This is a genomic window from Mesorhizobium tamadayense, assembly GCF_003863365.1.
Lineage (GTDB): Bacteria > Pseudomonadota > Alphaproteobacteria > Rhizobiales > Rhizobiaceae > Mesorhizobium > Mesorhizobium tamadayense.
This window is the reverse complement of the sequence record NZ_RQXT01000008.1, coordinates 153942-179379: the sequence shown is the minus strand read 5'-3', so window position 1 is coordinate 179379 and position 25438 is coordinate 153942. Positions and strand designations below refer to the sequence as shown.

General features: G+C 63.0%; 33 protein-coding genes and 1 pseudogene. 9 read left to right on the top strand and 25 right to left on the bottom strand.

Going from position 1 to position 25438, the window contains the following annotated elements; all coding sequences use genetic code 11:
• Positions 1-219: 219 nt before the first annotated feature.
• The 6 genes from EH240_RS09580 to EH240_RS09555 all read right to left on the bottom strand — a co-directional run bounded on the left by EH240_RS09580 (position 220) and on the right by EH240_RS09555 (position 4429).
• Complete coding sequence (locus tag EH240_RS09580; RefSeq protein ID WP_124997515.1) at positions 220-984, bottom strand: hypothetical protein; 765 nt, start codon at positions 982-984, stop codon at positions 220-222.
• 150 nt (positions 985-1134) lie between these two features.
• The gene (locus EH240_RS09575) at positions 1135-2442 is read right to left on the bottom strand and encodes a hypothetical protein (RefSeq protein ID WP_124997513.1); all 1308 of its coding nucleotides are present in this window, start codon (positions 2440-2442) and stop codon (positions 1135-1137) included.
• Positions 2429-2668, bottom strand: a complete 240-nt coding sequence (locus EH240_RS09570) for a hypothetical protein (RefSeq protein ID WP_124997511.1) — start codon at positions 2666-2668, stop codon at positions 2429-2431. The genes EH240_RS09575 and EH240_RS09570 overlap by 14 nt, the downstream gene beginning before the upstream one ends.
• Positions 2669-2749: 81 nt before the next feature.
• Positions 2750-2980 carry a hypothetical protein gene (locus EH240_RS09565; RefSeq protein WP_124997509.1) on the bottom strand — a complete coding sequence of 77 codons (231 nt, stop codon included), beginning with the start codon at positions 2978-2980 and terminating at the stop codon, positions 2750-2752.
• Positions 2977-3204, bottom strand: coding sequence for a MerR family transcriptional regulator (locus EH240_RS09560; RefSeq protein WP_124997507.1), 228 nt, complete (start codon positions 3202-3204; stop codon positions 2977-2979). Before EH240_RS09560 ends, EH240_RS09565 begins: the two co-directional genes overlap by 4 nt.
• A gap of 130 nt (positions 3205-3334) precedes the next feature.
• Entirely contained in the window at positions 3335-4429 is a 1095-nt protein-coding gene (locus EH240_RS09555) for a site-specific integrase (RefSeq protein WP_124997505.1), read from the bottom strand.
• 85 nt (positions 4430-4514) lie between these two features.
• Between EH240_RS09555 and dusA the strand changes: the two genes are divergently transcribed.
• Positions 4515-5558, top strand: coding sequence for a tRNA dihydrouridine(20/20a) synthase DusA (dusA, locus tag EH240_RS09550; protein ID WP_124997503.1), 1044 nt, complete (start codon positions 4515-4517; stop codon positions 5556-5558).
• 15 nt (positions 5559-5573) lie between these two features.
• Here the strand turns inward: dusA and EH240_RS09545 are convergent, their stop codons facing one another.
• Entirely contained in the window at positions 5574-6278 is a 705-nt protein-coding gene (locus tag EH240_RS09545) for a TIGR02281 family clan AA aspartic protease (RefSeq protein WP_124997501.1), read from the bottom strand.
• Positions 6279-6296: 18 nt separating this feature from the next.
• Complete coding sequence (locus EH240_RS09540; RefSeq protein ID WP_124997499.1) at positions 6297-6527, bottom strand: DUF1289 domain-containing protein; 231 nt, start codon at positions 6525-6527, stop codon at positions 6297-6299.
• A 159-nt stretch (positions 6528-6686) separates the two neighbouring features.
• On the opposite strand from EH240_RS09540, the gene EH240_RS09535 reads away from it, so the two are divergent.
• Positions 6687-7682 carry a nicotinate-nucleotide--dimethylbenzimidazole phosphoribosyltransferase gene (locus EH240_RS09535; protein ID WP_124997497.1) on the top strand — a complete coding sequence of 332 codons (996 nt, stop codon included), beginning with the start codon at positions 6687-6689 and terminating at the stop codon, positions 7680-7682.
• A 14-nt stretch (positions 7683-7696) separates the two neighbouring features.
• On the opposite strand, the gene EH240_RS09530 is transcribed toward EH240_RS09535, so the two are convergent.
• A complete protein-coding gene (locus tag EH240_RS09530) occupies positions 7697-9217 on the bottom strand; it encodes a sensor histidine kinase (protein WP_124997496.1) in 1521 nt (506 codons plus the stop codon).
• Positions 9218-9292: 75 nt separating this feature from the next.
• Here EH240_RS09530 and EH240_RS09525 point away from each other — a divergent pair, with 75 nt between their 5' ends.
• From EH240_RS09525 to EH240_RS09510, 4 genes are all read left to right on the top strand, one after another.
• A complete protein-coding gene (locus EH240_RS09525; RefSeq protein ID WP_124997494.1) occupies positions 9293-9916 on the top strand; it encodes a thermonuclease family protein in 624 nt (207 codons plus the stop codon).
• A 62-nt stretch (positions 9917-9978) separates the two neighbouring features.
• Positions 9979-10590 carry a glutathione S-transferase gene (locus tag EH240_RS09520; RefSeq protein ID WP_124997492.1) on the top strand — a complete coding sequence of 204 codons (612 nt, stop codon included), beginning with the start codon at positions 9979-9981 and terminating at the stop codon, positions 10588-10590.
• A 10-nt stretch (positions 10591-10600) separates the two neighbouring features.
• Entirely contained in the window at positions 10601-11236 is a 636-nt protein-coding gene (locus EH240_RS09515; protein ID WP_425374779.1) for a uracil-DNA glycosylase family protein, read from the top strand.
• A gap of 107 nt (positions 11237-11343) precedes the next feature.
• On the top strand, positions 11344-11835 hold the full coding sequence (locus EH240_RS09510; protein WP_095810851.1) for an Lrp/AsnC family transcriptional regulator: 492 nt from the start codon (positions 11344-11346) through the stop codon (positions 11833-11835).
• A 45-nt stretch (positions 11836-11880) separates the two neighbouring features.
• On the opposite strand, the gene EH240_RS09505 is transcribed toward EH240_RS09510, so the two are convergent.
• From EH240_RS09505 to moaA, 13 genes and pseudogenes are all read right to left on the bottom strand, one after another.
• Positions 11881-12453, bottom strand: coding sequence for a DUF3299 domain-containing protein (locus tag EH240_RS09505; protein WP_124997488.1), 573 nt, complete (start codon positions 12451-12453; stop codon positions 11881-11883).
• 63 nt (positions 12454-12516) lie between these two features.
• Positions 12517-13095, bottom strand: a complete 579-nt coding sequence (locus EH240_RS09500; protein ID WP_124997486.1) for a GNAT family N-acetyltransferase — start codon at positions 13093-13095, stop codon at positions 12517-12519.
• Entirely contained in the window at positions 13055-13759 is a 705-nt protein-coding gene (locus EH240_RS09495) for a DNA alkylation repair protein (protein ID WP_124997484.1), read from the bottom strand. The genes EH240_RS09500 and EH240_RS09495 overlap by 41 nt, the downstream gene beginning before the upstream one ends.
• 6 nt (positions 13760-13765) lie before the next feature.
• Positions 13766-14621: pseudogene (locus EH240_RS09490) on the bottom strand (NAD(P)-dependent oxidoreductase).
• Between the two features lie 199 nt (positions 14622-14820).
• The gene (locus EH240_RS09485; RefSeq protein WP_124997482.1) at positions 14821-15645 is read right to left on the bottom strand and encodes an ABC transporter permease; all 825 of its coding nucleotides are present in this window, start codon (positions 15643-15645) and stop codon (positions 14821-14823) included.
• Entirely contained in the window at positions 15642-16358 is a 717-nt protein-coding gene (locus EH240_RS09480) for an ABC transporter permease (RefSeq protein WP_124997480.1), read from the bottom strand. The genes EH240_RS09485 and EH240_RS09480 overlap by 4 nt, the downstream gene beginning before the upstream one ends.
• Positions 16359-16436: 78 nt before the next feature.
• On the bottom strand, positions 16437-17222 hold the full coding sequence (locus EH240_RS09475; RefSeq protein WP_124997478.1) for an ABC transporter substrate-binding protein: 786 nt from the start codon (positions 17220-17222) through the stop codon (positions 16437-16439).
• 151 nt (positions 17223-17373) lie between these two features.
• The gene (gene mobB / locus EH240_RS09470; RefSeq protein WP_206075241.1) at positions 17374-17889 is read right to left on the bottom strand and encodes a molybdopterin-guanine dinucleotide biosynthesis protein B; all 516 of its coding nucleotides are present in this window, start codon (positions 17887-17889) and stop codon (positions 17374-17376) included.
• The gene (mobA, locus tag EH240_RS09465; RefSeq protein ID WP_124997476.1) at positions 17886-18518 is read right to left on the bottom strand and encodes a molybdenum cofactor guanylyltransferase MobA; all 633 of its coding nucleotides are present in this window, start codon (positions 18516-18518) and stop codon (positions 17886-17888) included. The genes mobB and mobA overlap by 4 nt, the downstream gene beginning before the upstream one ends.
• A gap of 5 nt (positions 18519-18523) precedes the next feature.
• Positions 18524-19444 (bottom strand): DMT family transporter, encoded by a 921-nt coding sequence (locus tag EH240_RS09460; RefSeq protein WP_124997474.1) that lies wholly within the window; start codon positions 19442-19444, stop codon positions 18524-18526.
• 122 nt (positions 19445-19566) lie between these two features.
• Positions 19567-19923 carry a hypothetical protein gene (locus EH240_RS09455; RefSeq protein ID WP_124997472.1) on the bottom strand — a complete coding sequence of 119 codons (357 nt, stop codon included), beginning with the start codon at positions 19921-19923 and terminating at the stop codon, positions 19567-19569.
• A 114-nt stretch (positions 19924-20037) separates the two neighbouring features.
• Positions 20038-20535, bottom strand: a complete 498-nt coding sequence (locus EH240_RS09450; protein WP_124997470.1) for a hypothetical protein — start codon at positions 20533-20535, stop codon at positions 20038-20040.
• A gap of 53 nt (positions 20536-20588) precedes the next feature.
• Positions 20589-21584 (bottom strand): GTP 3',8-cyclase MoaA, encoded by a 996-nt coding sequence (gene moaA / locus EH240_RS09445; protein WP_124997468.1) that lies wholly within the window; start codon positions 21582-21584, stop codon positions 20589-20591.
• A gap of 194 nt (positions 21585-21778) precedes the next feature.
• Between moaA and EH240_RS09440 the strand changes: the two genes are divergently transcribed.
• Both EH240_RS09440 and EH240_RS09435 read left to right on the top strand, forming a co-directional pair.
• Positions 21779-22132, top strand: a complete 354-nt coding sequence (locus EH240_RS09440) for a gamma-butyrobetaine hydroxylase family protein (RefSeq protein WP_124997466.1) — start codon at positions 21779-21781, stop codon at positions 22130-22132.
• Positions 22133-22227: 95 nt separating this feature from the next.
• On the top strand, positions 22228-22839 hold the full coding sequence (locus tag EH240_RS09435) for a pyridoxamine 5'-phosphate oxidase family protein (protein WP_124997464.1): 612 nt from the start codon (positions 22228-22230) through the stop codon (positions 22837-22839).
• Between the two features lie 48 nt (positions 22840-22887).
• On the opposite strand, the gene EH240_RS09430 is transcribed toward EH240_RS09435, so the two are convergent.
• Positions 22888-23340 (bottom strand): MarR family winged helix-turn-helix transcriptional regulator, encoded by a 453-nt coding sequence (locus EH240_RS09430; protein WP_124997463.1) that lies wholly within the window; start codon positions 23338-23340, stop codon positions 22888-22890.
• 47 nt (positions 23341-23387) lie between these two features.
• On the opposite strand from EH240_RS09430, the gene EH240_RS09425 reads away from it, so the two are divergent.
• Positions 23388-24296: an alpha/beta hydrolase gene (locus EH240_RS09425; RefSeq protein ID WP_124997461.1), complete on the top strand. Its 909-nt coding sequence runs from the start codon at positions 23388-23390 to the stop codon at positions 24294-24296.
• A 56-nt stretch (positions 24297-24352) separates the two neighbouring features.
• On the opposite strand, the gene EH240_RS09420 is transcribed toward EH240_RS09425, so the two are convergent.
• Together EH240_RS09420 and EH240_RS09415 are read right to left on the bottom strand one after the other, a co-directional pair.
• Positions 24353-24754: a rhodanese-like domain-containing protein gene (locus tag EH240_RS09420; RefSeq protein WP_124997459.1), complete on the bottom strand. Its 402-nt coding sequence runs from the start codon at positions 24752-24754 to the stop codon at positions 24353-24355.
• Positions 24755-24826: 72 nt separating this feature from the next.
• A complete protein-coding gene (locus EH240_RS09415; RefSeq protein WP_124997457.1) occupies positions 24827-25438 on the bottom strand; it encodes a TetR/AcrR family transcriptional regulator in 612 nt (203 codons plus the stop codon).

Sequence of the window (25438 nt, the reverse complement as noted above, 5' to 3'; positions counted from 1 at the left end):
CGGCAAGGCTTGCCAGACGCACGTGCGCGGATGTCCATGAACTGGTGGCGGGCCGCGCCCGTGCTTGAACGACGCTGGCCGCGCCGCAGGATAACCCCGCCTATCTGTAGAATTGTCGGTGGCTGCAACCCTCAGGCGCTGCCACCGTCAGGCCAGCAAGTGACCTGAAACTGTAATATCTCCCTCCCTACCCAACGGGGTAAGGAATTGGGGTACGACCTATGCCGCAGCCGCTCGCCGTGCAGGCTTAAGCCAGAACTCGTTCATGGCTTGCAGACCAAGAAACACCAGCGCTCGACCGCCACCAGCCGCGCCCTTCGGGTTGCCGACGCCATGGTCCCGGCCAATAGTTTCCAGCGTCTCGCCATGGCAGACCGCTGCCTCGAATGCCTCCCTTAGCCAGCCGAGCGCAGATCGTGCCGCCGCAAGTTCGCGGGTCGAGTCAATGTGGTGCAGGAGCGGCCAATCCCCGTTCCACTGCTTCGGGATAGGCTTCGCCCGTCGCTTTGTCTTGTCGGGGTCGGCCGCAACAGCGCGCGTGGCCGGAATGTCGAGCCGCGCCTTTCGGCCAGCCACCTTCTTAACGCCTTTGTCGGTCAGGTCGCCGGTGGACTCGTCCAGCCTCAAGTCGGCCATAAGATACACATTGTCGGCCATATCCTGGCCGACCAGATCATGCGGCGCCGTGGCTGCATCGTGCATGTCGCGATAGCGCTCCGCGACCTTCAGCAGATAGTCCTCGCCCTCGGCCCGTAGCAGTTTGCCCAGCGGCCAGTTCTGATTATCAGCGACCAGTTGGCCGCGATATCGATTCGAGGTCAGACGCCGCGCCTGTGCCGCCTGGCGCCACTCTATCGTCGGGCCGTCAGCCATCGTGAAGACCGGCTTGCCGCGGACCTTGACTGTCGTCCGATGGTTCCATTCTCCCTCGCCACGATCGTCTAGAAAGCGAGGCAGTTCTTGCGCCCGGTCAAAAACCGGCACATCCTTTTTCATGGGTGTTCCCTATATCCTGTGTTTGGTTTTGCCGGCTTAGGCCGGTCTAGCGTATGTGTGCAGTATCTAGCGTCGAGCGCGCCCGCAAACACCAAATATGGTATTTGCGGGCGATTTTTTCTTAAGACAGCTATGCGCTCACGCTGCTTTCCGATCCCAAACCGGAATGTAACGAATGCTGCCGTCCTTGCCGACGATCACCTCGACGTCTTTTCCTATGAACTGTTCCATGTCCTCGATATCGGCGATGCCTGCCGAACGGCACGCGTCATTGAGGTGCTTTTGACCCTTGATCTGCACATTCTCGTTTTGGTGCTGCACAAAGAAGCAATGTTCGACATCGGTCAGGACAATGTTTTGGTCATCGACATCGAAGACTAGAGTCGCCTCATGATTGTCGCCGTCGACATGATACCAGGCATCCTTGATCCTGATTACATGGCGCCCTGCTGGCACGAAGGCGGATACATCTCCAACCCACTCGACCTCGGCGTTGTCATTGTCGGCAACAGCGGGCTTCTTCGGCCTGTCCTTCCGCTCTTTCGGCCTGTAAGCGGTCGGCGGTTCGCACTCGTATTCTTCGCGCTCAATCCATTTTGCCAGCGTGAACCGCGGCGCGTCCGGCTTGTCCTGTGCCGCCCATGTCTCTCGCCAGGACACTGCCGAAGCAACCATCTCTGCATGTAGATCAGCATCGGGCGCAAGCTTGGCATAGGCGCGTCTGGCCTCGGTCTTGCCGCGCTTGTAGCCGTAGGCACGCCATAGCTCTTCGAACCAGTCTCGCTCGCCGTCTCCCGCCGATCCCGCCGCATCCGCCGCGATAGCGGGCGGTGCGTGCGGCGCCGTAGGCGTGGCGGGTTCAATATCTCTTTCTGTAGACACGGCCTGTAGGCCGGTCCCAGTAAGAGAGTCTTTGTTACCCACAGGGGACACGCTAAAGCGATTAGCGTTTACCTCGTAGGTACACGCATCTGTGTCCCCATAGGGGATACACAAAATCTCATACCCGTTGTGTGTACCTGCACGGGATACGCTACAGGAAATTTCGCCATTTAAGAATTTACTAAAGTTGCCGGTGGCCGCGATTTGGAAGACGGTATAGTTGGGCAGGAAGCGGCTCGCATTACGACCGCTGCCCTTGTCCAACTCAAACAGCCAGCCCCATTCGCACAGATCGCGGTTGCCGCTGTTGATGTGCCGAGTCGTCATACCCGGCAGGCCGAGCGGGTTGCGCTCCGTCAGTACCGAATGCATCCGGCGGACGCTGGCAAGCGATGTCCAGTCGTATTTCTGATTAGCCCATCCCCAATGAAACTCGATAAGGGCCAGGTGCTTGTATGACGCGCGGTTGTCGCTGCGCATCAATGCAACGGCTCGCGTCTGGCCAAGCAGCCCGCGCGGATCGTCTAGCTTCCAATAAGGGAGGGTGGGTTTAGCTTCCGACATGGCTGCAGCCCTCCAGCGCCGCTACCGCAGCCGCCGTGATCCGCTTCCCAAGCTCAGGATGGAATGTTGCGGAGTGACCGGTGTTGGTGCGCGGTGCGTGGGTGCGCAGGCCGTTGGAAGTGTGCTTCAGTATCAGGCCGTAGAGGCGCAGATGCTCGTTTATCTCGATGTCGAAACGCGCTTTCGCGACCGCCCCATGCATGGGGTGGATTGATAGTATCTTCACGATGTTCCCTTTTTGTGGATCCAGCCCGCGGCGCCCTTGCGGTGGGTTGCTTAGGAGATTGAGGCCGCGGGCGGGGTAGAATTAAAAGTGAGGTCTGTTCCTAATTTCAATGACTGCGGCTTCCATCACAGGCACATGCAGAAGCGGCGAAAGGCCATCACAGTTTTGCAACTGCCAGCCGTCGCCTTTTGGGACAATCTGGATCTCGCGAACAATCGCGCCAGACTGGAATTCGACATCAAAGACGGCCCGTTCGGTCTCAAGCGGAAGGACGCGCTCGAAGTTTGTGAGCTTCCAGTTATCTTGGCTCATGCTGCAACTCCCATGGCCCGAGCATTATCGTTCGCGTGGGCATAGACTGCGGTGCGGCGCGCTCCATTCTTGAATGCGTCAAGGTCAGCTTTCGCGTACTGGACGCCTCCGCCGATCTTCATGTAGACCGGCCCTGTTCCGGTCATGCGGCTCTTGTTCAACCAGCTTGCGGACTTGCCGATGTAGGCAGCCGCTTCGCTGGTTTTGAATTTTTCGCTTGACATGTTTTCCGCCTCCGAGTAGAAAATTGACAGCTGGTGTATCATTTGCGCAGAGCGTTTACGCGCAAACGGATATCTACACTAAGCGTTTTCGCCTCGTGTGTCCAGCGGATTCCCGTCTTGTCAGGCGTCGTCAGGCGTTTTCCGGCTGCTCCTGTGGCTTTGGCGCCACAATGTCCAGCCATGGCCAGTTGGCGAACTTGTCGCCCTTTGTCCTGATCTGGGTATATCTCTGAAGGCTCGACCATGAGCGGTGGCCAGACACGGCCGCGACGTGCGGGATGCTGTTTCCAAGTTCGAACAGTCGGCTTACCGCTTCGTGTCTCAAATCATGGAAATGCAGGTCCTCGATTTCGAGCAAGGCACATGCCCGCGTGAATGCCGCTCCGATGGCATCGGTGGAATAGGGGAAAATCTCCGGCTTCACCTTCGGCATGGTTTGGACGATTCTCAATGCCTCGGGAGGCAGGTCGACATAGACGTCATTGCCGATCTTCTGTCCGGGGTGCTTCATCGCTTTGACAAGGATACGATCCCCATCAAGGTCGTCCCATGCGATGCGGGTTATCTCCTCCATTCGGCGCGAGCTAAACAGTGCGAAGATGATGATCTTGACCATTGGTGCGGCGTGCGGAGTTCGCGCCTGCCGGTCAGTGAAGTGCTGCAGGATCAGGTCGAGTTCGGCGAGGGTAGGGCGCCTGTCGCGCTTGGTAGACTTTGCCGTCTTCTCGTGCCGCGATAGGACACGCTGCGCCGCCTGCATCTCCGCATAATTCAGGGGCATTTTCCATGCATCCTTGGCGTCCCGAAAGATTGCGGCGAGGTGGCTGATATAGTTGCCGATGGTCTGCGGCTTGCGCGTGCCCTCGGCAAGTTGATCAGCGAAGGCGACGATATCGGCCGATACGATTACGTCGCATTGCATCGACGCGATGGCATAGGTCTTGATTGATCGAAGCACCTGCGCCTTGGTTCGGCCTATGGTACGCTTCTCTTCCAGATAGCGGTCGATGGCATCGGCAAGCGTGTTCTTGGGAGCGGTCAGTCGCTCAATCACACCGGGCTTGTCTAGCTCTTCCTCGCGGAAGGCCGCCCACGCTTTCGCCTCTCGCTCCCGGCTGAACGTCTTCGCCTCGCGCCAAAGGATGACTCCGCCGCGTTTCTTGACTATCTGTGCCAGGTAACTGGTGCTTCCATCCTTGCGCTTGCGTGCGAGTATAGTCCCCATGGTACAACATGTCCCCGTTTCGGTACGACATTGTTGTACTACGGTCTGAAAAATGGTGCAACACGCTGAAAAACGCTGACAACGAATGACAAACCAAATCGACCGCAAAGCCTTGTACTACAAGGGGGAAGCCCGGAAATCCGGGCCTCCTAGAATTGCCATAGCGCCAATGATGGATTGGACGGACCGGCATTGCCGGTTTTTCCATCGTCAACTGACGCGTCGTGCGCTGCTCTATACCGAGATGGTTGTGGCGGATGCGGTGATCCACGGCACGCGCGAGCGTCTGCTCAGCTTCGACGATGCCGAGCACCCGGTTGCCTTGCAACTCGGCGGTTCGGATCCACGGAAGCTCGCCGAAGCGGCGGTGATCGGCGAGGCGTTCGGCTACGACGAAATCAACCTCAATGTCGGCTGCCCGTCCGACCGCGTCCAGTCGGGCACCTTCGGCGCCTGCCTGATGAAGACGCCGCTGCAGGTGGCGGAATGCGTCGCGGCGATGAAGGCGGCGGTCAAAATCCCCGTCACGGTCAAATGCCGTATCGGCGTCGACGACCAGGACCCCGAACCTGCTCTCGACATGCTGGCCGACGGCGTTTTGGCGGCCGGCGCCGACGCGCTTTGGGTGCACGCCCGCAAGGCGTGGCTGGAGGGGCTTAGTCCCAAGGAAAATCGCGAGATCCCGCCGCTCGACTATCCCCGCGTCTATCGGCTAAAAGCCAGAAAACCGAACGAATTCATTGGCATCAACGGCGGTATTCAATCGCTCGACGAAGCATCGGACCATCTCGGCCATGTCGACGGCGCCATGCTTGGCCGCGCGGCCTATCATACGCCGGGCATCCTCATTGGTGTCGACGCCCAACTCTACGGCGAGGCGCAGGTCGCTTTCGACTACGCGGCGCTCATGGATGCAATGGGAAGCTATGCCGCGCGCCATATCGAGAAGGGCGGAAGGCTCGGCCACGTCACCCGCCATATGGTCGGCCTGTTCCACGGGCTGCCGGGCGCACGCCGCTACCGGCAGATACTGTCCACCGATGCCAACAAGCCCGGCGCCGGGCCGGATGTGCTGAAGACGGCGTTCGCGGCAATAGATTTCGCGGCGGCGGAAGCTGAAGCCGCTTGACGCTTTGTCGGGCGGTTAGTCCCGAAGGATCATGCGGTCGCCGCGCACGTCGAAACCCGACAGCGAGCCGATAAAGTTCATGCCGAGCAGGCTTTGCTCGAGCATGCCGGGCGCCGCGACCATGACCGGCATATCCTTGCGCACGATGCCGCCGATCGCCACCTGATCGGTCCTGACCGTTGCCGCGCGCGCCATGCCGTTGGCGGTCGAGACGTCCACGGTGTAGCTGAGCGCCGCCGGGTTGAAGCCGGCTGCCTGGGCGTCCTCCGCCGTCAGCACCGTGCTGGTCGCGCCGGTGTCGACCACCGTCCGCACCGGCCTGCCGTTGACGAGAATTCGAGCCTCGAAATGGCCATTGTCGGCTTTGTCGAGGGTCACGGTGGCGCGGCCGTTGTCCACGCCGAGCGCAAGCGGGCTTCCCGGAACAAGGCCGGCCGTGACGCGGCTGGCGACGTCCTGAAGCTCGTAGCGGTATTGGTAGCCGGCGATCAGCGCCAGCACGATTGCCGCCCAGACGCCGAAATTGCGCGCCATGTCGCCGAGCGGCCGGCCCGAGCGAACGAGGCTGGCGCCGATAACCGCTACCAGGACACCGACCCAGATCAGCCGGCTGAAATCGTGGTTGTCGATGCCGAAGGTGCGGCCGGCGGAATCGTTCATCATCAGCAGGATCAGCCCGGCGCCGATCACCAACATGACGATCCAGAACAGGCGGTTCATGGCCAGCCCTTTCTCATCTCACAGCATATCGCGCTCGCGCGCCATGCGGGCGCGCCGCGTCTCGCGCCGGGGCCGACGTTCGACCGTCTCCAGCCGCGCCGGCAGTTCGGCCATGACCGCCCGCCGGACTTCCGGCGTCATCGCGATCCAGCCGGCGATCTCGTCGCGCGTGCGGCCGCAGCCGAAGCAGAAGCCGGTTTTCATGTCGATCGAGCAGACGAGTATGCAGGGAGACTCGATGGCGGTCATGCTGTTCTCTTGCCTTCACTCCACATGGTGCAACCGGAAAGCCAATGCAAGTCCTCCGCAATGCGCCGCCGGCCGGCGCTTTCGCGGCATCGCCGGGTGGTTGTGCCGGGCTGAGAAGGCGGCTATGCCGCTCCCTTCACCTGCAAATCCACAAGTGACATGACCGCAAAGCCTTTCGATGATTTCCGCAGCCTCCTGGCGACGCTACCGCCGGCGGACGCCGCAGCCGAAACCCACGTGCGGGCGCTGTTTGCCAAGGCCGACAAGCCGAAAGCCTCGCTGGGCAGGATCGAGGACATCGCGGCCTGGCTCGCCGCCTGGAGCGGGCGTGCGCCGCCGGCCGTCAACCGGCCGCTCGTGGCGATCTTTGCCGGCAATCACGGCGCGATGAGGCATGCCATCTCGCCGCGGCCGGTGTCGGCGACCGCCAATGCCGTCGAGCTCTGCGCCGCCGGGGGCGCGGCAATCAACCAGGTCTGCATCGCCAACGATCTCGGCCTGAAGGTCTTCGACCTGGCGCTGGACATTCCGACCGGAGACATCACCGAGGAAGCAGCGCTCGACGAGCGCGGCTGCGCCGCCACCATGGCGTTCGGCATGGAAGCGGTCGCCGGCGGCGCCGACCTTCTTTGCCTGGGCGATTTGGGCGTCGGCAATTCAACCGTTGCAGCCGCCCTCGGCGCGGCGCTGTTCGGCGGTAAGGGCGCCGACTGGGTCGGGCAGGGATCGGGCGCGGATGCGGCAATGGTGGTGCGCAAGGCGGAGGCAGTCGATCGGGCGCTGGCCTTCCACAGTGCCAGCCTCGGCGATCCGCTCGAAGCGTTGCGGCGCGTCGGCGGCCGTGAGTTCGCGGCGATCTGCGGCGCGATTCTCGCCGCTCGCATGCAAAAGATTCCCGTTCTGCTCGACGGGTTCGTCGCGACGGCTGCCGCCGCGGTCCTGCACCGGGCCAATCCCGGCGCGCTCGGCCACTGCCTGCTCGCCAGCCTGTCGCCCGAACCCGGCCACGCCCAAGTCGCCTCGCGGCTTGGGCTCGAGCCGCTGCTCGATCTCGGCCTCAATCACGGTGAAGGGGTGGGGGCTGGACTGGCCGCCGGGCTGGTCAAGGCGGCAGCGCTCACCAGTTCGGGCATGGCGGCGGCGATTCGGCTCTAAACTGCGCTCCGCAGCTAACGCCGGCGCGCGGCGACGGCCTTGGTCGGCAGCGCAGGCAATTCTTCCATCACCCGGCTCAGCGGGAAGATGGCGATGGCTTCGGTGCCTTCGCGCAGTTTGGAGTGAAGCTCGAACTCGCCGCCATGCATGTCGAGCAGGCCCTGCACGATCGGCAGGCCGAGGCCGGTTCCCTGTTCGGCGCTCTTGATGGCGATCGAGCCCTGGCCGAAGGCGGCAAGCACCACCGGGATCTCCTCGTCCGGAATGCCGGGGCCGTTGTCCTTGACAGAAATGTACTGGCCGCCGCCCGCGGTCCAGCCGACCCGCACGCGCACTTCGCCGCCCGACGGCGCGAACTTGATCGCATTGGACAACAGGTTGAGCGTGATCTGCCGGATGGCCCGCTCGTCGCCAAACAGGCGCGGCAGCGTGGCCTCGAACTCCTGGATGACGCGGATGTCCTTGTTGCGGGCCCTCAGCTCCATCATGTGGCAGCAGTCCTCGACGATGGTGACCAGCACCACGGGCTCCTCGTTGAGCTGGTAGCGGCCGGCCTCGATGCGCGAGAGGTCGAGGATCTCGTTGATCAGGTCGAGCAGGTGCTGGCCCGATTCGTGCACATCGTGCGCGTAGTCGCGATAGGTCGGGTTGTTCATCGGCCCGAGCACCTCATTGGCCATCACTTCGGAGAAGCCAAGGATGGCGTTGAGCGGCGTCCGGAGCTCATGGCTCATCGAGGCGAGGAAGCGCGACTTCGCCAGATTGGCGTCCTCGGCACGCCGCCTGGCCTCGTCGGACATCGATTTCGCCGTCTCCACCTCGGCGATCAGCGCGTCCTTCTCGGAGCGGAAGGAAAGCACCATCCACGAAGCCTGGTTGAGATGGCGCGCGACATAGCCGAAGAAGGGCAGGGCGGCGACCAGGAGCGCCGCCATGATCCCTTCGATCGGCATCCACAGGCGCAGGACGGCATAGACATAGACCGCCACGGGAATGGCGAAGGTCGCGAGCAGGGCGCCGCCCAGCGACGATGCCATGACCGCGGTCGTCGCCATGGCGAGCAGTAGCACCATGGCCTTGACGACATGGAACTGGTCGACCTGGCACGTGGCGCAGCCAAGCCATGCGAACCAGGCCCAGCCGAGGCCGCAAAGCGAATGGCCGATCAGGAAATCGCGGCGCGTTTGCACGGGGTCGAGCTCGGCGGCTTCCGTGCGCTCGACACGCCGCGCCATGAAAGCAACGATGGTGTAGCAGAGCAGGGTGAAGAGAGCCCAGATGGCGACCTGATTGCCCAGGCCGGCAAAGCGGCCGACTGCCGCCACGGTGAGAACGAGCAGCGGGATTGCGGCCGCGCTGACCACCATGGCGCGGGCGTGCAGCTTCAGCAGTTCCCGGTCGAAGTCGAGGCTGCCGGCCTGCTGCGAAAGACGGTCACGCGTCCTGCGCACCGCGCGCGCCACATCGCTGTTGCGATGCGGTTTCCTGCGGTCCACAATGAATTTGTCCGCTGTGTCCGAGCGTAGCAAAGGCATGCAAGTTCAATTTCCGCGCGCAGCGATTTTCAGTTCGTTAAGCTACGTTCGAATGATTAAGAGACTGTTTGCCATATGAGCCGTTCCTGGCCGCGAGGACCGCGCCGGCGCTATGTTCCGCGGCCTCCGCGAAGCCTTTGGCGCAGGCTGCTGGATTACGGGCTGACCGCGGTCCTGCTTGGCCTGTTCATCCTGGTGGCGGCGCGGCTCGATCGTTTCGAGACGCGCAAGGAGCAAGGCACGGCCATCGTCAACGACGGCGATTCGATCACGCTCGGTGCCGAGCGCATCCGCATGCGCGGCATCGACGCGCCGGAATACACACAGACATGCCGCAAGGGCGGCGCCGACTACCCTTGCGGCAAGCTCGCGCGGCAGTCGCTGGCGCGGCTGATCGCCAACAGGCAGGTTTCCTGCAGCGGCTGGCAGCGCGACCGCTACGGCCGGCTGCTCGGCGACTGCAAGGCTGGCGACACGGACCTCAACCGTGCGCAAGTGCAGGCTGGATGGGCGGTCGCTTTTGGCGACTTCGAAACCGAGGAGGCGACCGCGCGGGCCGCCAAGGTCGGCATCTGGGCCGGATACTTCGACGAGCCGCAGGATTGGCGCGACAGCCATCACGATCAACCGGTCGAGAGGACGCACGGCGCGCTGGCTTCTCTCGGCGATGCGCTGCGCGAGCTTGTTCGCTTCTGGTGATGCCGCTTCTGGCGATACCCGGAAGGGCGCCCTATGATCGGGGTGGAAGAGAGGAGAATGGAATGAAGCTGTTCGACGGCGGTCGCGCGCCAAACCCCCGGCGGGTCCGGGTCTTCCTGGCGGAGAAGGGGCTCACCGTTCCGCTGGTGCCTGTCGACATGGGCGCGCTGGAGCATCGCGAGCAGCCGGTGGCGTCGCGCAATCCGCTCAGGCGGCTGCCGGTGCTCGAACTGGATGACGGCACCGTCATTACCGAATCCATCGCCATCTGCCGCTTCTTCGAAGAGCTGCATCCCGAGCCCGCCCTGTTCGGAACGGGAGCTCTTGGCAAGGCCAAGGTCGAGATGTGGCAAAGGCGCATGGAGTTCAACCTCCTAAGCTGCGTGGCCGCTGCCTTCCGGCATATCCATCCGGCGATGAAGGAGTGGGAGGTGCCGCAGATCCCGGAATGGGGCGAGGCCAACAAGCCCAAGGCGATCGAATTCCTGCATCTCCTCGACCGCGAGCTGGCGGACAGGGAATTCGCCGCCGGCGATGCCTATTCGGTCGCCGACATTACCGGGATGATCGCCGTCGATTTCATGAAGCCGGCCCGCATCAAGGTTCCCGAGGACTGCGCGAACGTGCTGCGCTGGCATGCGGCGCTCTCCAGCCGGCCAAGCGCTTCTGCCTGAGGCTTGGCTTTTGGACAACCCGCCGGACATCAGCGAGGCACTGGAGAGCCTTACCGCGAGAGCACGGGCCTGCCGCATCTGCATAGAGCATCCGCGCGGCCGGCCCCTGCCGCACGAGCCGCGGCCGGTGCTGAGGCCATCATCGAGCGCCCGCATCCTGCTTGCCGGCCAGGCGCCGGGCACCAAGGTCCACATATCGGGCATGCCGTTCACCGACGCTTCCGGGGATCGCCTGAGGAACTGGCTCGGCGTCAGCAGCGAAGAATTCTACGACACAAATAAATTCGCCATCGTGCCGATGGGTTTCTGCTTTCCCGGTCAGGACGCCAAGGGCGCCGACCTGCCGCCGCGCCGCGAATGCGCCACGGCCTGGCGCGCCGATCTTATGGCGCTGATGCCGCAAATCGATCTGGTGCTGACGATCGGCGGTTATGCGCAGTCCTGGCATATGGGCATGGCGCGCGGACCCTCGCTGACGGAAACGGTCAAAAACTGGCGTGCCATCTGGGATGCGGCGGCCGGGCCGAAAGTGCTGCCGCTGCCGCATCCGTCCTGGCGGAACACCGGCTGGCTGAAGAAGAATCCATGGTTTGAAATGGATTTGCTGCCGTTCCTGCGGTCGGAAATCCGCTATCGCCTCAACTAGGCATCTCGCAAGAAATCACTCGCTTTTGCCGCCGTTGGCAGAATTTCTTTCTTGTGAAAGGCCTCGATAAAAGGGAATATAGCGAAACTATTCCCCTGGAGTTTCCCATGGACCGCCTTGACCGAAAAATACTCCGCCTCTTGCAAGAGGACGCGACACTTGCGGTGGCCGACGTCGCCAAGAAGGTCGGCCTGTCGACCACGCCATGCTGGCGGCGCATCCAGAAACTCGAGGAAGAGGGCGTCATCAAGCGGCGCGTGGCGATTCTCGACCATGAGAGGGTCAATGTGCGTGTCACCGTCTTCGTGTCGATCCGCACCAATTCGCACAGCCATGAATGGCTGCGGCGCTTCTCCGAGGTCATCCAGGAATTTCCGGAGGTGGTCGAGTTCTACCGCATGAGCGGCGACGTCGATTATCTGTTGCGCGTGGTTGTGCCCGACATTGCCGCTTACGACGCCTTCTACAAGCGGCTGATCGCCAAGATCGAGATCCGCGACGTGTCGTCGTCCTTCGCCATGGAGCAGATCAAATACACGACCGAGATCCCGCTCGACTACATGATCCTGGACAAGGAGTCGGGCGCCAACGCGGCCTGATCCTCGGGCGCTCGCTGCTTCTCGCTATGCCCGAAGCAGCGAGATTTAGTTATTCTTTTTGTTGAGGAAATTCCACGGCGAGCTGACCGGCAGCGTGACGCTGTCGGGCACCGAGTCGACATTAGCCACGTCCGCCTTGCGGACAGTGTAGCCTGACTGGACGATCGAGACGCCGTCGAGAATGAAGAGCTGGCTCTTCTCCATGCCGGGTTTGAGAACGCCGGTGACGGAGACCGGTTGATAGGCCTTCGCCATCCTGTAAGGATGCGCCGGCGTCACCAGCACGATCTGGTTGGGCGGCGGCGTCGGCATGTGGCTGCAGGCGCCCGTCCACGGCACCAGCAGGAACTGATAGACGAGATCGCCTTCGCGATCGACCGGCAATGCATAGCCGGCCAATTGAATGGTCTTGTCCTGCAGATCGAGCGACAGCGTCTCGCCATGGTCGGCTAGTTTGGCCGCGATCATCGGCAGGTTGGCGTCCTCGGCGACCGCCTGCGTCGGCGGGCGCAGATCTTTCCAGAAGACATGCGCGGTTTCCGCCGCGGCACCGGCTCCGGTGGCAGCGAGCACGAGCGCGGCCGCCAGCGTCGCAGGTGATATGACACGGTTTTTCATGGTCGCTCTATCCTCCGCCAGTCCATCGCCGGAATCGAGTAAAAGCGTTGTGACTGTTCCAGCTTAACGGCTCAGCCGCATCACACGCCGGCGTGCGCCCGCGGTGCCGATCTCTTGAAATCCACGAGCGGTGAACATGTCGCGAAAACCCATGAACCGATAGCTCGGGGCAGCCTCGTCGACCGGATAGGCTTCGATAACACGCGCCCCCTTGGCGAAGGCATGCTCGATCGCGGCATCGAGCAAAGCGGAGGCCAGGCCGGTGCCGCGCAAGGCTCTCGGCACATAGAAGCAGACGATCGACCAGACGCCTGTCTCGCTGTCGTCTTGCTGTTTCGAAAGCCTGCGGTAGGTCTCGCGCGGCGCGACCGAGCACCAGCCGACCATCTTGCCGTCGAGCTCCGCGACGATGCCGACGGGAGTGCCGACATCGATCAGCGCCGTCATCATGCGCTTCTTCTCGTCGTTCTGGATGTGCTCGCGGCTGGAATGGCGCCAGGCCATGCACCAGCAATATTTGGGCGCGCCGGGCTGCTCGAACAGATCCTCGAAGCGCCCGCGTGTTTCCCGCGTCACCTCGATGAAGCGGATACGGCCGGGATCAAGCCTTTCCGGCCGCGAGCCGTTCGAGCTGTTTGGCATCGGTCAGTTCCTTGACAGCGTCCTTGCCGATCCAGCGCGCCGTCCTGTCGGACGACGCCGCCAATTTTTCTGCAAGCGCAAGGGCAGGGGCGTGCAGCGCGATGGATCGCTTGCCGACCTGCCGCAGCGCCCAGTTCACCGCCTTCTTCACGAAGTTGCGCGGATCGCCGGCATGCTTCTCGATCAGCGGCAGATAGGCGAGGAAGGTCGCGTCGGGCTCCTTCTTCAGATGCACCGCACTCCAGGCCAGCATGGCAAAGGCGGTGCGGCGCACGAATTCGCGTTCGTCCCCGGCGAATTCCTCGATCAGCTCACGCCAGAACCGCGTTTCGGCAAACAGGTCGGCGACAGTGTCGACGATTTCCCAACTGTCGAAATCGGCGGCCCAGCGCCGGCATTGCGCGATATCGACCTTCTTCGGTTCGCCGGTGAAGGCAGCCATCAGCCGTGCCTCGCGGATGCCGATGTCCCACAGAAGCAGCGACCGCTCGTGGTTCTTCTTCAGCTTGCGCGCCAGCGGCCGCAGGTCGGAATTGCCGACGCCGAGCGCGGTCGCGGTGTTGATGCCGAACCGCGCCATGCCGGCGCGGTTTTCCCCGCTGCCGATCGAGCGCAGGTAGGCGACGATGTCGTCGGCGCTCCAGCTCGGATCGGGCAGCGCCATCGCCGTCTATTTTTCCAAGCGGGCCAGCAGCGAGGACGTGTCCCAGCGCCGGCCGCCCATGTCCTGCACTTCCTTGTAGAACTGGTCGACCAGCGCCGTCACCGGCAGCCTGGCGCCGTTGCGATTGGCTTCGGCCAGACAGATGCCGAGATCCTTGCGCATCCAGTCGACGGCAAAGCCGAAATCATATTTTCCCGCGTTCATCGTCTTGTGGCGGTTTTCCATCTGCCAGGAGCCGGCGGCGCCCTTGGAGATCACCTCGATGACCTTCTCGATGTCGAGCCCGGCCTTCTTGCCGAAATGGATGCCCTCGGCCAGCGGCAATAGTGATCTGGTTGATCATCTTGGTGAGCTGGCCGGCTCCCGCCGGCCCCATCAGCCCGACCATGCGGGCATAGGCATCGATCACGGGCCTGGCCCTGTCGAAAGCAGCCTGCTCGCCGCCGACCATCACGGACAGTACGCCGTTCTCGGCACCCGCCTGGCCGCCCGACACCGGCGCGTCGAGGAAGGAAAAGCCGGCCTTCTCGGCGGCTTCGGCCAATTCGCGCGCGACCTCGGCCGATGCCGTGGTGTTGTCGATGAAGACGGAGCCCTTCTTCATCGCGGCGAAGGCGCCCTTGGCGCCGGTCGTCACCGAGCGCAGGTCGTCGTCATTGCCGACGCAGGAGAACACAAAATCCTTGCCCTCGGCCGCTTCGGCCGGCGTCAGCGCCAGCTTGCCGCCGTGCCGGGCGACCCATTGCTCGGCCTTGGCGGCGGTGCGGTTGTAGACAGTGACGTCGTGGCCGCCCTTGTTCTTGAGGTGCCCGGCCATCGGGTAGCCCATGACGCCAAGACCGAGAAATGCAACCGATGCCATAAGCCTGCCTTCCAACAAAACAGAGATTTCAGTGGCGGAAGGTCTAGGCTATGCGCAAAATTCGTCAAGGCACGCAGAGCCGCAACGACTGGTGCAGGCAAGAGCCAGAGCGGTTCAGTTAGAGAGCCGCTCTAATTTTGTTTTCGGCAATTCCGGACGGAAAACCGCTACGCGCGTTTCCTGGAATTGCTTAGGCGCTCTATCGTTTGAGGTGAATGGTGATCCGGCGCTCGATCCATTCGACGCCGTGGCGCAGGATCTCGACCATCACCAGATAGACGATTGCCACCCAGATGTAGGCCTGGATGTCGAAGGAGTTTGCATAGGCGAGCTTCGCGTTGCCCATGAGGTCGTAGACCGTGATGATGGCAACGATCGCCGAAGCCTTGATCATCAGGATGAGCTCGTTGCCGTAAGGCCGCAGCGCCACGATGATCGCCTGCGGCATGATGACCTTGCGCAGCGTGTGCAGCTTGTGCAGGCCGAGCGAAGCGGCGCCTTCCCATTGGCCCCGCGGAACGCTTTCAATGGCGCCGCGCAGGATTTCGGCCTGGTAGGCGGCGGTATTGAGCGAGAAGGCAAAGACGCCGCAGTAGAACGCCTCGCGGAAGAACCACCACAGCCCGACGGTTTGCAGCTCCGGCCGGAACGAGCCGATGCCGTAATAGACCAGATAGGTCTGCACGAGCAGCGGGGTGCCGCGGAAGAAATAGACGTAGCAATAGGCCAATCCGGACAGGATTCGGCTCTTGGACATCCGCCCGTAGGCGACTGGCAGCGAGAGAATAGCGCCGGCCACCATCGAAATGGCCACGAGCGACAGAGTGGTTCCCAGCCCTCGCAGATAGGCCGGCGCGTATCTGGCGAAGAACGCGGCATTCCAGGCGAAGATCAGGTAGGCAAGGATGCCGAGGCCGAAGAGGGTCCAGAGACCGACGAGCGCATAGCCCACGATGCGGGCGCGCGGCCAGAAGCGGGCCAGGGGCGGCGGCCTGTCGACGGCTATGGCCTGGCTGACGCTCATCGTGCCTCCCTTCGGCCGAGCGAGCGAAGAATGTACCCCGTGGCGATCGACGACAGAATGGCCAGCAGAAGGAAGACCAGAGCGGCGACGCTGTAGAAGAGGAAGGCATGCTTGGTGACGCGGGCGGCGACACTGGCGTTTCGCAGCGTCTCTGCGAGATTCACGACGGACACCAGCGACGTGTCCTTGAGCAGGCTCAGCCAGCAATTCTCGAGGCCGGGGAAAGCGATGCGCAGCAATTGCGGCAGGATCACCAGTCGCATCGTCTGCCATTTGGACAGGCCGATGGCGTAGCCGCCCTCGTACTGCCCCTTGTGGATGGCGCGGAAGGCCGAGAGAAAAACCTCGCTGGCATAGGACGAGAAGATCAGCGACAGCACGATCATGCCGGCAATGAAGCCATTCACATCGACCGTTGCTTCGGGCCAAAACAAGCGGATGAGATGCTGCAGCAGGAGCGGCATGCCGAAGAAAAACAGGAACAGCGTCACCAGTTCGGGCAGGCCGCGAAACACGGTGGTGTAGATGTTGGCCGCGAGCCGCAGCGAGGGCTCTTCTTGCTGTTTGGCGAAGGCGACGAAAAAGCCGATCGTCAAGCCGATGGGCAGCGTGGCAAGCGCCAGCGCAATCGTGACCAGCACGCCGGAAGCGATATCGTCAATCCAGCCATCGGGCCCCCAACTGAGAAGTGTCCAAATGCTCTGGGCCGGCATTGGCGGGGCGTGTCTCCGTGGTGATCCCGGAATGAAGGAAGGGCGGTGAGGTCTTCCTCACCGCCCTGAGCGCAATGATCAGGACTCGGCGCCGTAGACGTCGAACTTGAAGTATTTGTCGTTGATTTCCTTGTACTTTCCGTTGGCGCGGATGGCGTCGATCGCGGCATTCAGCTTGTTGACCAGGTCGGTCTCGCCCTTGCGCACGGCGATGCCGGCGCCAGGTCCGAAGATCTCGACCGGTTGCGGCGAGGGCTGGCCGAGGATCTTGCAGCAGGCGCCGTCAGGCGAATCCAGCCATTGCTGCAGCACGACGATGTCGTCCTCAATGGCATCGAGACGGCCATTGGCAAGATCGGCCTGTTCCTCGGGGCTGCTCGGATAGCCCTTGATCGTGCTGTCGGTATAGGTCTTCGAGGCATAGTTGAAATGCGTCGTCGTGGTGGCGACGCCGATCGACTTGCCGGCGAGATCTTCCTTGGTCACGCCCTTGATGTTGCTGTCCTTGGCGACGGCGATCGCCGAGGGCGTGTTGTAGTATTTGTGGGTGAAATCGACCTTCTCCTGACGCTCGGGCGTGATCGACATCGACGCGACGATGGCGTCGAACTTGCCGGCCTGGAGCGCCGGGATGATGCCGTCCCAGTCCTGCGCGACGAAGGTGCACTTCACCTTCATCTCGTCGCAGAGGGCCTTGGCGATGTCGATGTCGAAGCCGACCAACTGGCCGTCCGAGGTCAAGTTGTTGAAGGGCGGATACGCGCCTTCGGTCCCGATCCTCAGGGTCTTTTCCTGAGCCTGGGCGACGCCAATCGCCAGTAGCGCGGCCGAAGCGGCAAGCGCGATACGCAGTGCAATACGCATGATAATCCTCTCATATTGTCTTGGCCGCTGTCCCGCGCGGCTCTTGTGGGCGGGGCTTCTTGACCGCCCGCTGCGTGGGATACTCCCACTCTTTCCAAGAAAAAAGCAACTGCAAATCAACAGCAAACGACAATCGCCGAATGCCGTTGCGTTACTTGCCCTGAGCAACGAGGCCGGTCGCGCGCTCGACAAAGTCGGCTATCGATTTCGTGTCGTCGAGGTCGAAAACCGGCAGGCTCTCGCCTTCGACTTTGAAATCCGCGGCGATGGCGACGATGTTCGGATCGCCGGCCGAAAGCGGCGTCCTGTCCTTGGCGTCGAGCCGTCTCGCTTCGATTTTCTTGTGTGCTTCGCGTTTGTACCCTTCGACCAGCACGACATTCGAGGGCGCCAGACGCGACAGGATGTCGTCCAGCGACGGCTCGTCCTCGTTTCGCAGTTCGTGCATCAGCGCCCAGCGCCGGCCTGAGACGACCGCGACCTCGGTGGCGCCGGCCTGCCGGTGGCGGAAGGAGTCCGTGCCCGGCTTGTCGATGTCGAAGTCATGATGAGCATGCTTCACGGTCGAGACCGTCCAGCCGCGCCGCGCCAGTTCTGCGACCAGCTTCTCGGTCAGTGTCGTCTTGCCGGAGTTCTTCCAGCCGGTGATGCCGAACACGCGTCTCATGATTGGAGGCTTTGCAACAGACGATCGGCCTGCGCAAGATCGTCCGGCGTGTTGATATTGAAGAACGGGTCGATCCGCAGCCCTTCGGCCTCGATCATCGGAAACTCCACCAGGACGAAACCGTGCCGCTCCATGAAGGCGGAAACCCGGCGATTGTCTTCCTCGACCAGGAAATGGCGCAGGGCATTGCCGAGGCCAAGAGGCCACAGGGCGAAAGTTGGATGCCGCCTCCCGTCGGAAACGGCGACGGCAATCCTGCCTGGCTGCTTGTCGGCCGCGGCGGCCAATCGTTCGACGAGATCGCCGGGGAAGAACGGCGTGTCGCCAGCCGCGCTCACCAGCGACCGGCAAGCCGTGTTGTCGGCCGCCCATTCGAGGCCCGTGAGGATGCCGGCCAACGGGCCGGCGTAGCCTGGTATCGTGTCGGCAAGCACCGGAAGGTCCGTGCCGGCAAACCGCGCCGGATCGCCGTTGGCGTTGAGCGCCAGCGTGCCGACCTGCGGTTTGAGACGCGCGGCGACGTGGTCGATCAGCTTGCCTTTGCCCAGCGAAAGCAGAGGCTTGTCGCCACCGCCCATTCGGCGCGACTGGCCTCCCGCCAGGATGATGCCAGCAATGCTCCGGTCCATCGGGCCTATATGCCGTCCGGCGCCATGTCCGGTCCAGCGCTTTCGGCGGCAGGCTGCCGCCTGCCGACAATACGCTCGCGATAGAGCGCATAGAGGCCGGAGCCGATGATGATCGCGGCGCCGACGATCATCGGCAGGTCGGGGACGTCGCCGAAGACGACGAGGCCAAGCAGGATCGACCAGAGCAACGCCGTATAGCGGAACGGCGCGATGAAGGAGATGTCCCCCGAGCGCATCGCCATGATGATGAACTGGTAGCCGATGAGCACTAGCACCGCCGCCAGCGCCAGCAGCGCGGTTGCCCTGCCGGACATCGGCGTCCAGCCGCCCATCGGCGACAGCAGCAGCGCGCCGAGCACGGTCATGGCGAGCGCCGTCGCCGTCGACACCAGCATGGTCGGGATCGCCTGCGGGATGCGCTTGGTGGCGAGATCGCGCACCGCGCAGCAGGCGACGCTCGCCAGCGCCGGCAGCGAATAGACGCTAAAGCCCTCGAAGCCCGGCCGCACGATGATCAGCACGCCGGCAAAACCGACGGCAATGGCGAGCCAGCGCCGCCAACCGACGCCTTCGCCGAAGAAAAGTGCGGCCCCCATCGTCACGGCCAGCGGCAGCGCCTGCAAGACGGCCGAGACATTGGCGATCGGCAGATGGGCAAGGGCGATCAGGAACGAGACGGTGGCACCGGCTTCGCCGGCGACGCGCACCGCGACCATCGGCTGCAGCATGGCGCCGGGGCGGGCAAGCGCGCCGCGATGCCAGGCGAGCAGGCCGACGAAGAGCGATGCGAAGGCACCCCGCACGAGCATGACCTGCGCCATGTTCATCGATTCGGAAGAGAATTTGGTGATCGCGTCGTTGAGGGTGAAGCCGATCATGGCCACGACCATGAACAGCGCGCCGCGAAGATTGGGCGAAAGAGGCAAGGGCGTTTCCGGGTTATGTTCTGCGCCAAGCCTCTAGCAGCAGGCAGCAAAACAGCAACGTCAAAGAAGTGGGCCACAGGTTTTTCCCGCGGCCCGCAATATCGGTTGCAATTGCTGAATGCTTATTTCGGCGTCAGCACTTCGGTGCCGTTGCCGTCCTGGCCGGCGATAGTCCACAGGCCGTGCAGCGTGCCGTCCTTCTCCACCTTGTAGACCACGAGACCGATTTCCTTGCCCATCACATAGCCTGCCGAAAAGGCATTGTCGTTGCGCATGCAGATACCGTCCGAGGTCGAACCGCCGGTTTCCCAATGGATGGTGCAGGTCGTCTCGCTGGTGAGCGTGATCGTTGCCTCGCCACCATATGACGAGCCTTCGAAATTGGTGCCGGAGACGGTATAGGTGCCGCCAATCGACTGGGCCGCTGCCGGCACCGATGCAAGTCCAAGCATTGCAAGCGAAGCCAAGAATTTGCGCATAAGATTTCCCCCTGGATGCGAAAAATCGCTTCTGGAGGCTAGGCCCAAATGCCCCTGGGGTAAATCGCGCGGACGTCCGCGCGGAGGCTTTATTTGCAATGCGTCGCACGCGCCTCAAGGGCCGCGCAGGCTGGCGGCGATCGCGCCGGTCAGCGGATCGTATTTCGCCTTGCGCGACGAAGGATATTCGATCCAGACGCTGCGGATGACGCCGTCCTTTCCGAACAGGCGCCGCTCGTAGAACACCCTGTCGCCCTTGACGCCGGAGAGCACCGCCCAGTTCTTCCCGGTCTTGCTGTAGGTGATCTCGTAACCCGGTCCGGTGTTTGCCTTTTCGCCGGCGACGAAGCTCTTCGGCGTGTCGTTGTCGATGTTGTAGATGCCGGAGCAGGCCAGGCTGGCGCCATCGGCGCTGAGCCATTGTTGCCCATCGCCATTTTCGGGCTCAGGCAAGCGGTCGCTGAAAATCTCGTCGGGAAAGGTGCAGGACGTGCCGAAGCGCGCATTGACGTAGGTGGATGGTTTTGCAACCGCCGTTGCCGTGACAATCGCCAGCAACGACGACACGGCGATCGCCAAAGGCGCGCCCTGGATGAGATGAAGTCGCGTCATGGTGCCCCCAAGGTCAGTGACCAGGGTGATCCTGCACCAATTTCCGGAAAAAATCAGCCGCCGGTGACGCTCATGTGGCGCGATACCGATGGACGCCTGGTGCGGCGGTCGATGATGAAATCATGGCCTTTCGGCTTGCGCCCGATCGCCTCGTCGATCGCCTCGCTGACCAGGTCGTTGCCTTCGGACGCACGCAGCGGCGTCCTGAGATCGGCGGCGTCCTCCTGTCCGAGGCACATATAGAGCGTGCCGGTGCAGGTCAGCCGGACGCGGTTGCAGCTTTCGCAGAAATTATGCGTCATCGGCGTGATGAAGCCGAGCCTGCCGCCGGTCTCGGCGACCTGGACGTAGCGCGCAGGGCCGCCGGTCTTGTAGGGGATGTCGGTCAGCGTGAACTGGCGCTCCAGCGAAGCGCGCAGCAGCGACAGCGGCAGATACTGGTCGGTGCGGTCGGCGTCGATCTCGCCCATCGGCATGGTCTCGATCACTGTCAGGTCCATGCCGCGGCCATGCGCCCAGCGCAGCATCTCGGGGATTTCGGCGTCGTTGAAGTCGCGCAGCGCCACGGCATTGAGCTTGACCCTCAAGCCTGCGGCCTGCGCGGCGTCGATGCCTTCCATGACCTTGGAGAAATTGCCCCAACGGGTGATCTGGCGGAATTTGTCGGCATCGAGCGTGTCGAGCGAGACGTTGATGCGCTTCACTCCGCAATCGGCGAGTTCGGCGGCAAAGCGCGAGAGCTGCGATCCATTGGTGGTGAGCGTCAGCTCTTCCAGCGCGCCGCTCTCCAGATGCCGCGACAACTGGCGAACCAGATGCATGATGTTCTTGCGCACCAGCGGCTCGCCGCCGGTGAGTCTCAACTTCCTCACGCCCTTTTCGATGAAGACGGTGCAGAGCCGGTCGAGCTCCTCGAGCGACAACAGATCCTTCTTCGGCAGGAAGGTCATGTCCTCGGCCATGCAATAGGTGCAGCGGAAATCGCAGCGGTCGGTAACCGACACGCGCAGATAGCTAATCGTGCGACCGAAGGGGTCGATCATGTCCATTGCAAGCGTTTCCCGTGGCCTGAACGACGTCGTTTATATGGCTATGTGATACGATCCAGCCCGGCATTCAAGATAGAAGGTCTCGATCTTTGGTAACATCCCCCGACCGACATTCAATGTCGGCTGCCTCGCATGGCCTTTCCGCATCGCGCGAAGCGGCGTAGGGAAGGGCGCCATCTCACGCAGGACCAGACATGACGGCGCCGAAGGAACTGAGGGTCTCTAAAGACCGCAAGCTGCTCACCGTGACCTTTCCCGGGCATCAACCATTCGAGCTGCCGGCGGAGCTCTTGCGCGTCGCATCGCCGTCGGCGGAAGTGCAGGGCCATTCGCCCGAACAGCGGGTGACCGTGCCCGGCAAGCGCAACGTCGCGATCCTCAAGATCGAGCCAGTCGGCAACTATGCGGTGCGCATCACCTTCGACGATTTCCACGACACCGGCATCTTCACCTGGAACTATCTTCATACGCTCGGACATGAGAAAGACGAGCGCTGGAATGCCTATCTTGCCGAGCTCCAGGAAAAGGGCTTGAGCCGCGATCGTTAGCCTGGCGCGCCTGGAAGCTCAACTTCGGCGACGAGCTGTCGTCAAGGCGTCATGGACATGGCGTAGCGCCGGCAAAAGGTCAGGAGGCGAAAAAGATGTCGTTCATCACATCGGTCGAACAGCTCGAGGCCCTTTACGGGCTGCCTGGCGAGGCCTCGATCGTCAAGGAACTCGACCATGTGATTCCCGAATATGCCGCCTTCATCGAGGCCTCGCCTTTCGTGGCGCTGGCGACCAGCGGGCCGGAAGGGCTGGACTGCTCGCCGCGCGGCGATCTTGCCGGCTTCGTGCGCCTCGTCGACGAAAAGACGCTGATGATGCCCGACAGGCGCGGCAACAACCGCGCCTATTCGCTGAAGAACATCATTCGCGATCCGCGGGTCGGACTGCTCTTTCTAGTGCCCGGCTCCGGCACCACGCTGCGCGTCAATGGCCGCGCCCACATCACCACCGACCCGGAGCTTTGCGCGTCCTTCACGGTCCACGGCAAGCCGGCGCGGTCGGTCACGGTCATCGCTGTCGACACGATCTATTTCCAGTGCGCCCGCGCCATCTTTCGCTCGGATCTCTGGAGCCCGGCAAAGCACGTCGACCCGAAGTCGCTGCCGACGCCCGGCCAGATCCTCGAGATCACCAGCCGCAAGAACATCGACGGCGTCACCTACGACAGGGAATGGCCGGAGCGGGCGAAGAAGACGATGTGGTGAGGATATTCAGGTGAGGCCGGCCTCACTTGAGACTGACAGGCCTGGAGATCACGCCTCTTTCAGCACGTCGGCGATCTTGCGCATCTGCTCGCCGATCATGTCGCACTGTTCCGGCGTCGATTGGCTCATCGCTTTCTCGATCAGCGCCATATGCACTTTCAGCGCCCGCATCAGCAGGGCCTCGCCGGCCTTGGTGAGGTTCAGCCGCAGCACGCGCTTGTCCTTCTCGTCGCCCTCGCGACGCAGCAGGCCGCGGGCTTCCAACTGCGGCAACAGCATGGTGACGTTGGAGCGGCCGACCAGCAGCTTGCGGGCAAGGTCATGCTGCGACATGCCGGGATGGCGGTAGAGGTTCATCAGCACGTCGAGCTGCGCAGGCTTCAAGTCGAGCGGCGCCAGCTTCACCGCCAGCGTGCGCTCCAGCACATGGCAGGCGCGCGCCACCGCAACCCAGTTGCGAAAGCGCGGATTGTCCCAGGGCAGCTCTTGCTTAATGTTCATGTTTGAACTATTATGTTCATGCTTGAACGAATGGATGGACCGCCACTATGGCATCATTTGGATTGAAGGTCATCCGGGGCGTGTTCGGCGCGGCCGAGCATGTCGCTCCGCGTTTGAGCGGCCGCGCCGCGTTTGAATTGTTCTGCCGCACGCCCAACGTGAAGGCATTGAGCGACGGCGAGCGCCGCGCCGTCGAGCGCGCTGCCGGTTTCATGGCCGAGGCGCGCCATCATCGTCTGAAAACCAAGACGGACTGCGTTGCGGTGCATGAGTTCCGGCCCGAGCCGGGCAGGGGCTCTCGCGGCACGGTGCTCGTCATCCATGGCTGGCGCTCGCGCACCGAATACATGCGCGCGCTGATCGAGGGATTTCGCGAGGCCGGTTACAAGGTCGTCTCGCTCGACCTGCCAGGGCACGGCCATTCGCTCGGCCGGCATCTCAACATGGTGACGGCGGTCGACGCGGCACGAGTCGCCGGCGAATGGTTCGGCCCGTTTGCCGCCGCCGTCGGCCATTCCTTTGGCGGCGCGATCGCTGCCAACGCGGTTGCGGCCTCGGTCAAGGGCATGCCGCCGCTGGCGGCCGAAAGACTGGTGCTGATCGCGGCGCCGAGCTCGCTGCCGGCGATCTTCGACGATTTCAGCCACAGGCTTAATGTCGGGCCGCGCTCCCGGATCGCCATGGCGGATCGGGTGAAGCATCTGTCGGGGCGCCCGCTCAGCGAATTCACCGGCGACCGCCAGCTTGCCGAGGCGCCGGTGCCGACGCTGATCGTCCACGCGCCGGACGATCGCGAAGTCCATGCCGATCATGCAAAACGCTATGCGGGGGCCGGCGACCATGTCCGCCTGCATTGGGCCGATGGACTTGGCCACCGCCGCATCCTGGCCGACAAGGATGTCGTTGCCCGCGCCGTGGGCTTCGTCACCGAGGAACGCCAATCGGCGCTCCATTGAAAATAGATTCGGGAAAGCCTGCCGCCGTCTTCCGTCCGGAATTGCTAAAAACCCGGTCAGTCGGCCTTCTTCTTCTGTCCCGGCTCGACCGGTAGGCCGGCGGCCTTCCAGGCGGTATAGCCGCCGAGAATGTGCTTGACCGGCGTCAGCCCCATGTCCTGCGCCGTCTTGGTCGCCAGCGCCGAGCGCCAGCCGCCGGCGCAGAAGAAGACGAAGGTCTTGCCGGAAGCGAAGAACGGTTTGTGATAGGGGCTTTCCGGATCGATCCAGAATTCCAGCATGCCGCGCGTCACGTGCTTCGCGCCGGGGATCTTGCCGTCGCGCTCGACCTCGCGAGGGTCGCGCAGGTCGACGAAGATCGTGCCGTCATCCTCCAGCAGCCCGGCCGCTTCCTCAGGCGACACCACCTCGATCTCGGCATTCGCCTCGTCGAGAAGCTCGCGATATCCCTTCTTCACTGCACATCCTCCGGGCCGTGGCCGCTGGAATTTCGATCACAAAGACCGCGGTTTGTCACGGACCGATGTTTGTCACGCCGGGTCGCCGGCCATCGTTGCCCAGGCCGCCATGGCGCCTGCAACGGTTGCCATAAGAGCGGCATGGGTGGCGCCGTCGCGCGCCTGGATCGACATGCCGTGCTGGACGGTGGAAAAAAAAGTGGCGGCGGTTTGGATGTCGAAGTCCGCAGGCAGCTCACCTTCCGCCACGGCACGTTCCAGACGCCTTTTGAGCGCCATGTGATTTTCGGCGCGGCGGCGGCGCAGATCATGGCAGATCGGGCCCTGGCTGGAATCCTGATGCAAGGCCCCGAGCGCGATCAGGCAGCCCTGCGGCCGATCGGTCTGGGAATAGGCCTTCGCCGTCCGGGTCAGGAATCCCTCGATCGCCAGCCGCGCGGTCGGCGCTTGTTCCAGCGTCGTCCAGATATCCGCCCCCTCGACCCGCGTGTAGAGATCGGTTGCTTCGAGGAAGAGCGCTTCCTTGCTGCTAAAGGCGGCATAGAGGCTGGGTGAATTGATGCCCATGGCCGTCGTCAGGTCGCTCAGCGAAGCGCCTTCATAGCCTTTGGCCCAAAAAACCTCCATCGCTCGCCGCAACGCGGCGGTTCGATCGAAGGAACGAGGGCGGCCTCTTTCCGGCAT

Excerpts from the sequence above, each read along its gene's own strand:
- EH240_RS09575 (WP_124997513.1), bottom strand. The coding sequence starts at position 2,442 with ATGTCGGAAGCTAAACCCACCCTCCCTTATTGGAAGCTAGACGATCCG.
- EH240_RS09565 (WP_124997509.1), bottom strand. The coding sequence starts at position 2,980 with ATGAGCCAAGATAACTGGAAGCTCACAAACTTCGAGCGCGTCCTTCCG.
- EH240_RS09560 (WP_124997507.1), bottom strand. The coding sequence starts at position 3,204 with ATGTCAAGCGAAAAATTCAAAACCAGCGAAGCGGCTGCCTACATCGGC.
- EH240_RS09555 (WP_124997505.1), bottom strand. The coding sequence starts at position 4,429 with ATGGGGACTATACTCGCACGCAAGCGCAAGGATGGAAGCACCAGTTAC.
- dusA (WP_124997503.1), top strand. The coding sequence starts at position 4,515 with ATGACAAACCAAATCGACCGCAAAGCCTTGTACTACAAGGGGGAAGCC.
- EH240_RS09545 (WP_124997501.1), bottom strand. The coding sequence starts at position 6,278 with ATGAACCGCCTGTTCTGGATCGTCATGTTGGTGATCGGCGCCGGGCTG.
- EH240_RS09540 (WP_124997499.1), bottom strand. The coding sequence starts at position 6,527 with ATGACCGCCATCGAGTCTCCCTGCATACTCGTCTGCTCGATCGACATG.
- EH240_RS09535 (WP_124997497.1), top strand. The coding sequence starts at position 6,687 with ATGACCGCAAAGCCTTTCGATGATTTCCGCAGCCTCCTGGCGACGCTA.
- EH240_RS09530 (WP_124997496.1), bottom strand. The coding sequence starts at position 9,217 with ATGCCTTTGCTACGCTCGGACACAGCGGACAAATTCATTGTGGACCGC.
- EH240_RS09525 (WP_124997494.1), top strand. The coding sequence starts at position 9,293 with ATGAGCCGTTCCTGGCCGCGAGGACCGCGCCGGCGCTATGTTCCGCGG.
- EH240_RS09520 (WP_124997492.1), top strand. The coding sequence starts at position 9,979 with ATGAAGCTGTTCGACGGCGGTCGCGCGCCAAACCCCCGGCGGGTCCGG.
- EH240_RS09510 (WP_095810851.1), top strand. The coding sequence starts at position 11,344 with ATGGACCGCCTTGACCGAAAAATACTCCGCCTCTTGCAAGAGGACGCG.
- EH240_RS09505 (WP_124997488.1), bottom strand. The coding sequence starts at position 12,453 with ATGAAAAACCGTGTCATATCACCTGCGACGCTGGCGGCCGCGCTCGTG.
- EH240_RS09500 (WP_124997486.1), bottom strand. The coding sequence starts at position 13,095 with ATGCCAAACAGCTCGAACGGCTCGCGGCCGGAAAGGCTTGATCCCGGC.
- EH240_RS09495 (WP_124997484.1), bottom strand. The coding sequence starts at position 13,759 with ATGGCGCTGCCCGATCCGAGCTGGAGCGCCGACGACATCGTCGCCTAC.
- EH240_RS09485 (WP_124997482.1), bottom strand. The coding sequence starts at position 15,645 with ATGAGCGTCAGCCAGGCCATAGCCGTCGACAGGCCGCCGCCCCTGGCC.
- EH240_RS09480 (WP_124997480.1), bottom strand. The coding sequence starts at position 16,358 with ATGCCGGCCCAGAGCATTTGGACACTTCTCAGTTGGGGGCCCGATGGC.
- EH240_RS09475 (WP_124997478.1), bottom strand. The coding sequence starts at position 17,222 with ATGCGTATTGCACTGCGTATCGCGCTTGCCGCTTCGGCCGCGCTACTG.
- mobB (WP_206075241.1), bottom strand. The coding sequence starts at position 17,889 with ATGAGACGCGTGTTCGGCATCACCGGCTGGAAGAACTCCGGCAAGACG.
- mobA (WP_124997476.1), bottom strand. The coding sequence starts at position 18,518 with ATGGACCGGAGCATTGCTGGCATCATCCTGGCGGGAGGCCAGTCGCGC.
- EH240_RS09455 (WP_124997472.1), bottom strand. The coding sequence starts at position 19,923 with ATGCGCAAATTCTTGGCTTCGCTTGCAATGCTTGGACTTGCATCGGTG.
- EH240_RS09450 (WP_124997470.1), bottom strand. The coding sequence starts at position 20,535 with ATGACGCGACTTCATCTCATCCAGGGCGCGCCTTTGGCGATCGCCGTG.
- moaA (WP_124997468.1), bottom strand. The coding sequence starts at position 21,584 with ATGGACATGATCGACCCCTTCGGTCGCACGATTAGCTATCTGCGCGTG.
- EH240_RS09440 (WP_124997466.1), top strand. The coding sequence starts at position 21,779 with ATGACGGCGCCGAAGGAACTGAGGGTCTCTAAAGACCGCAAGCTGCTC.
- EH240_RS09435 (WP_124997464.1), top strand. The coding sequence starts at position 22,228 with ATGTCGTTCATCACATCGGTCGAACAGCTCGAGGCCCTTTACGGGCTG.
- EH240_RS09430 (WP_124997463.1), bottom strand. The coding sequence starts at position 23,340 with ATGAACATTAAGCAAGAGCTGCCCTGGGACAATCCGCGCTTTCGCAAC.
- EH240_RS09425 (WP_124997461.1), top strand. The coding sequence starts at position 23,388 with ATGGCATCATTTGGATTGAAGGTCATCCGGGGCGTGTTCGGCGCGGCC.
- EH240_RS09415 (WP_124997457.1), bottom strand. The coding sequence starts at position 25,438 with ATGCCGGAAAGAGGCCGCCCTCGTTCCTTCGATCGAACCGCCGCGTTG.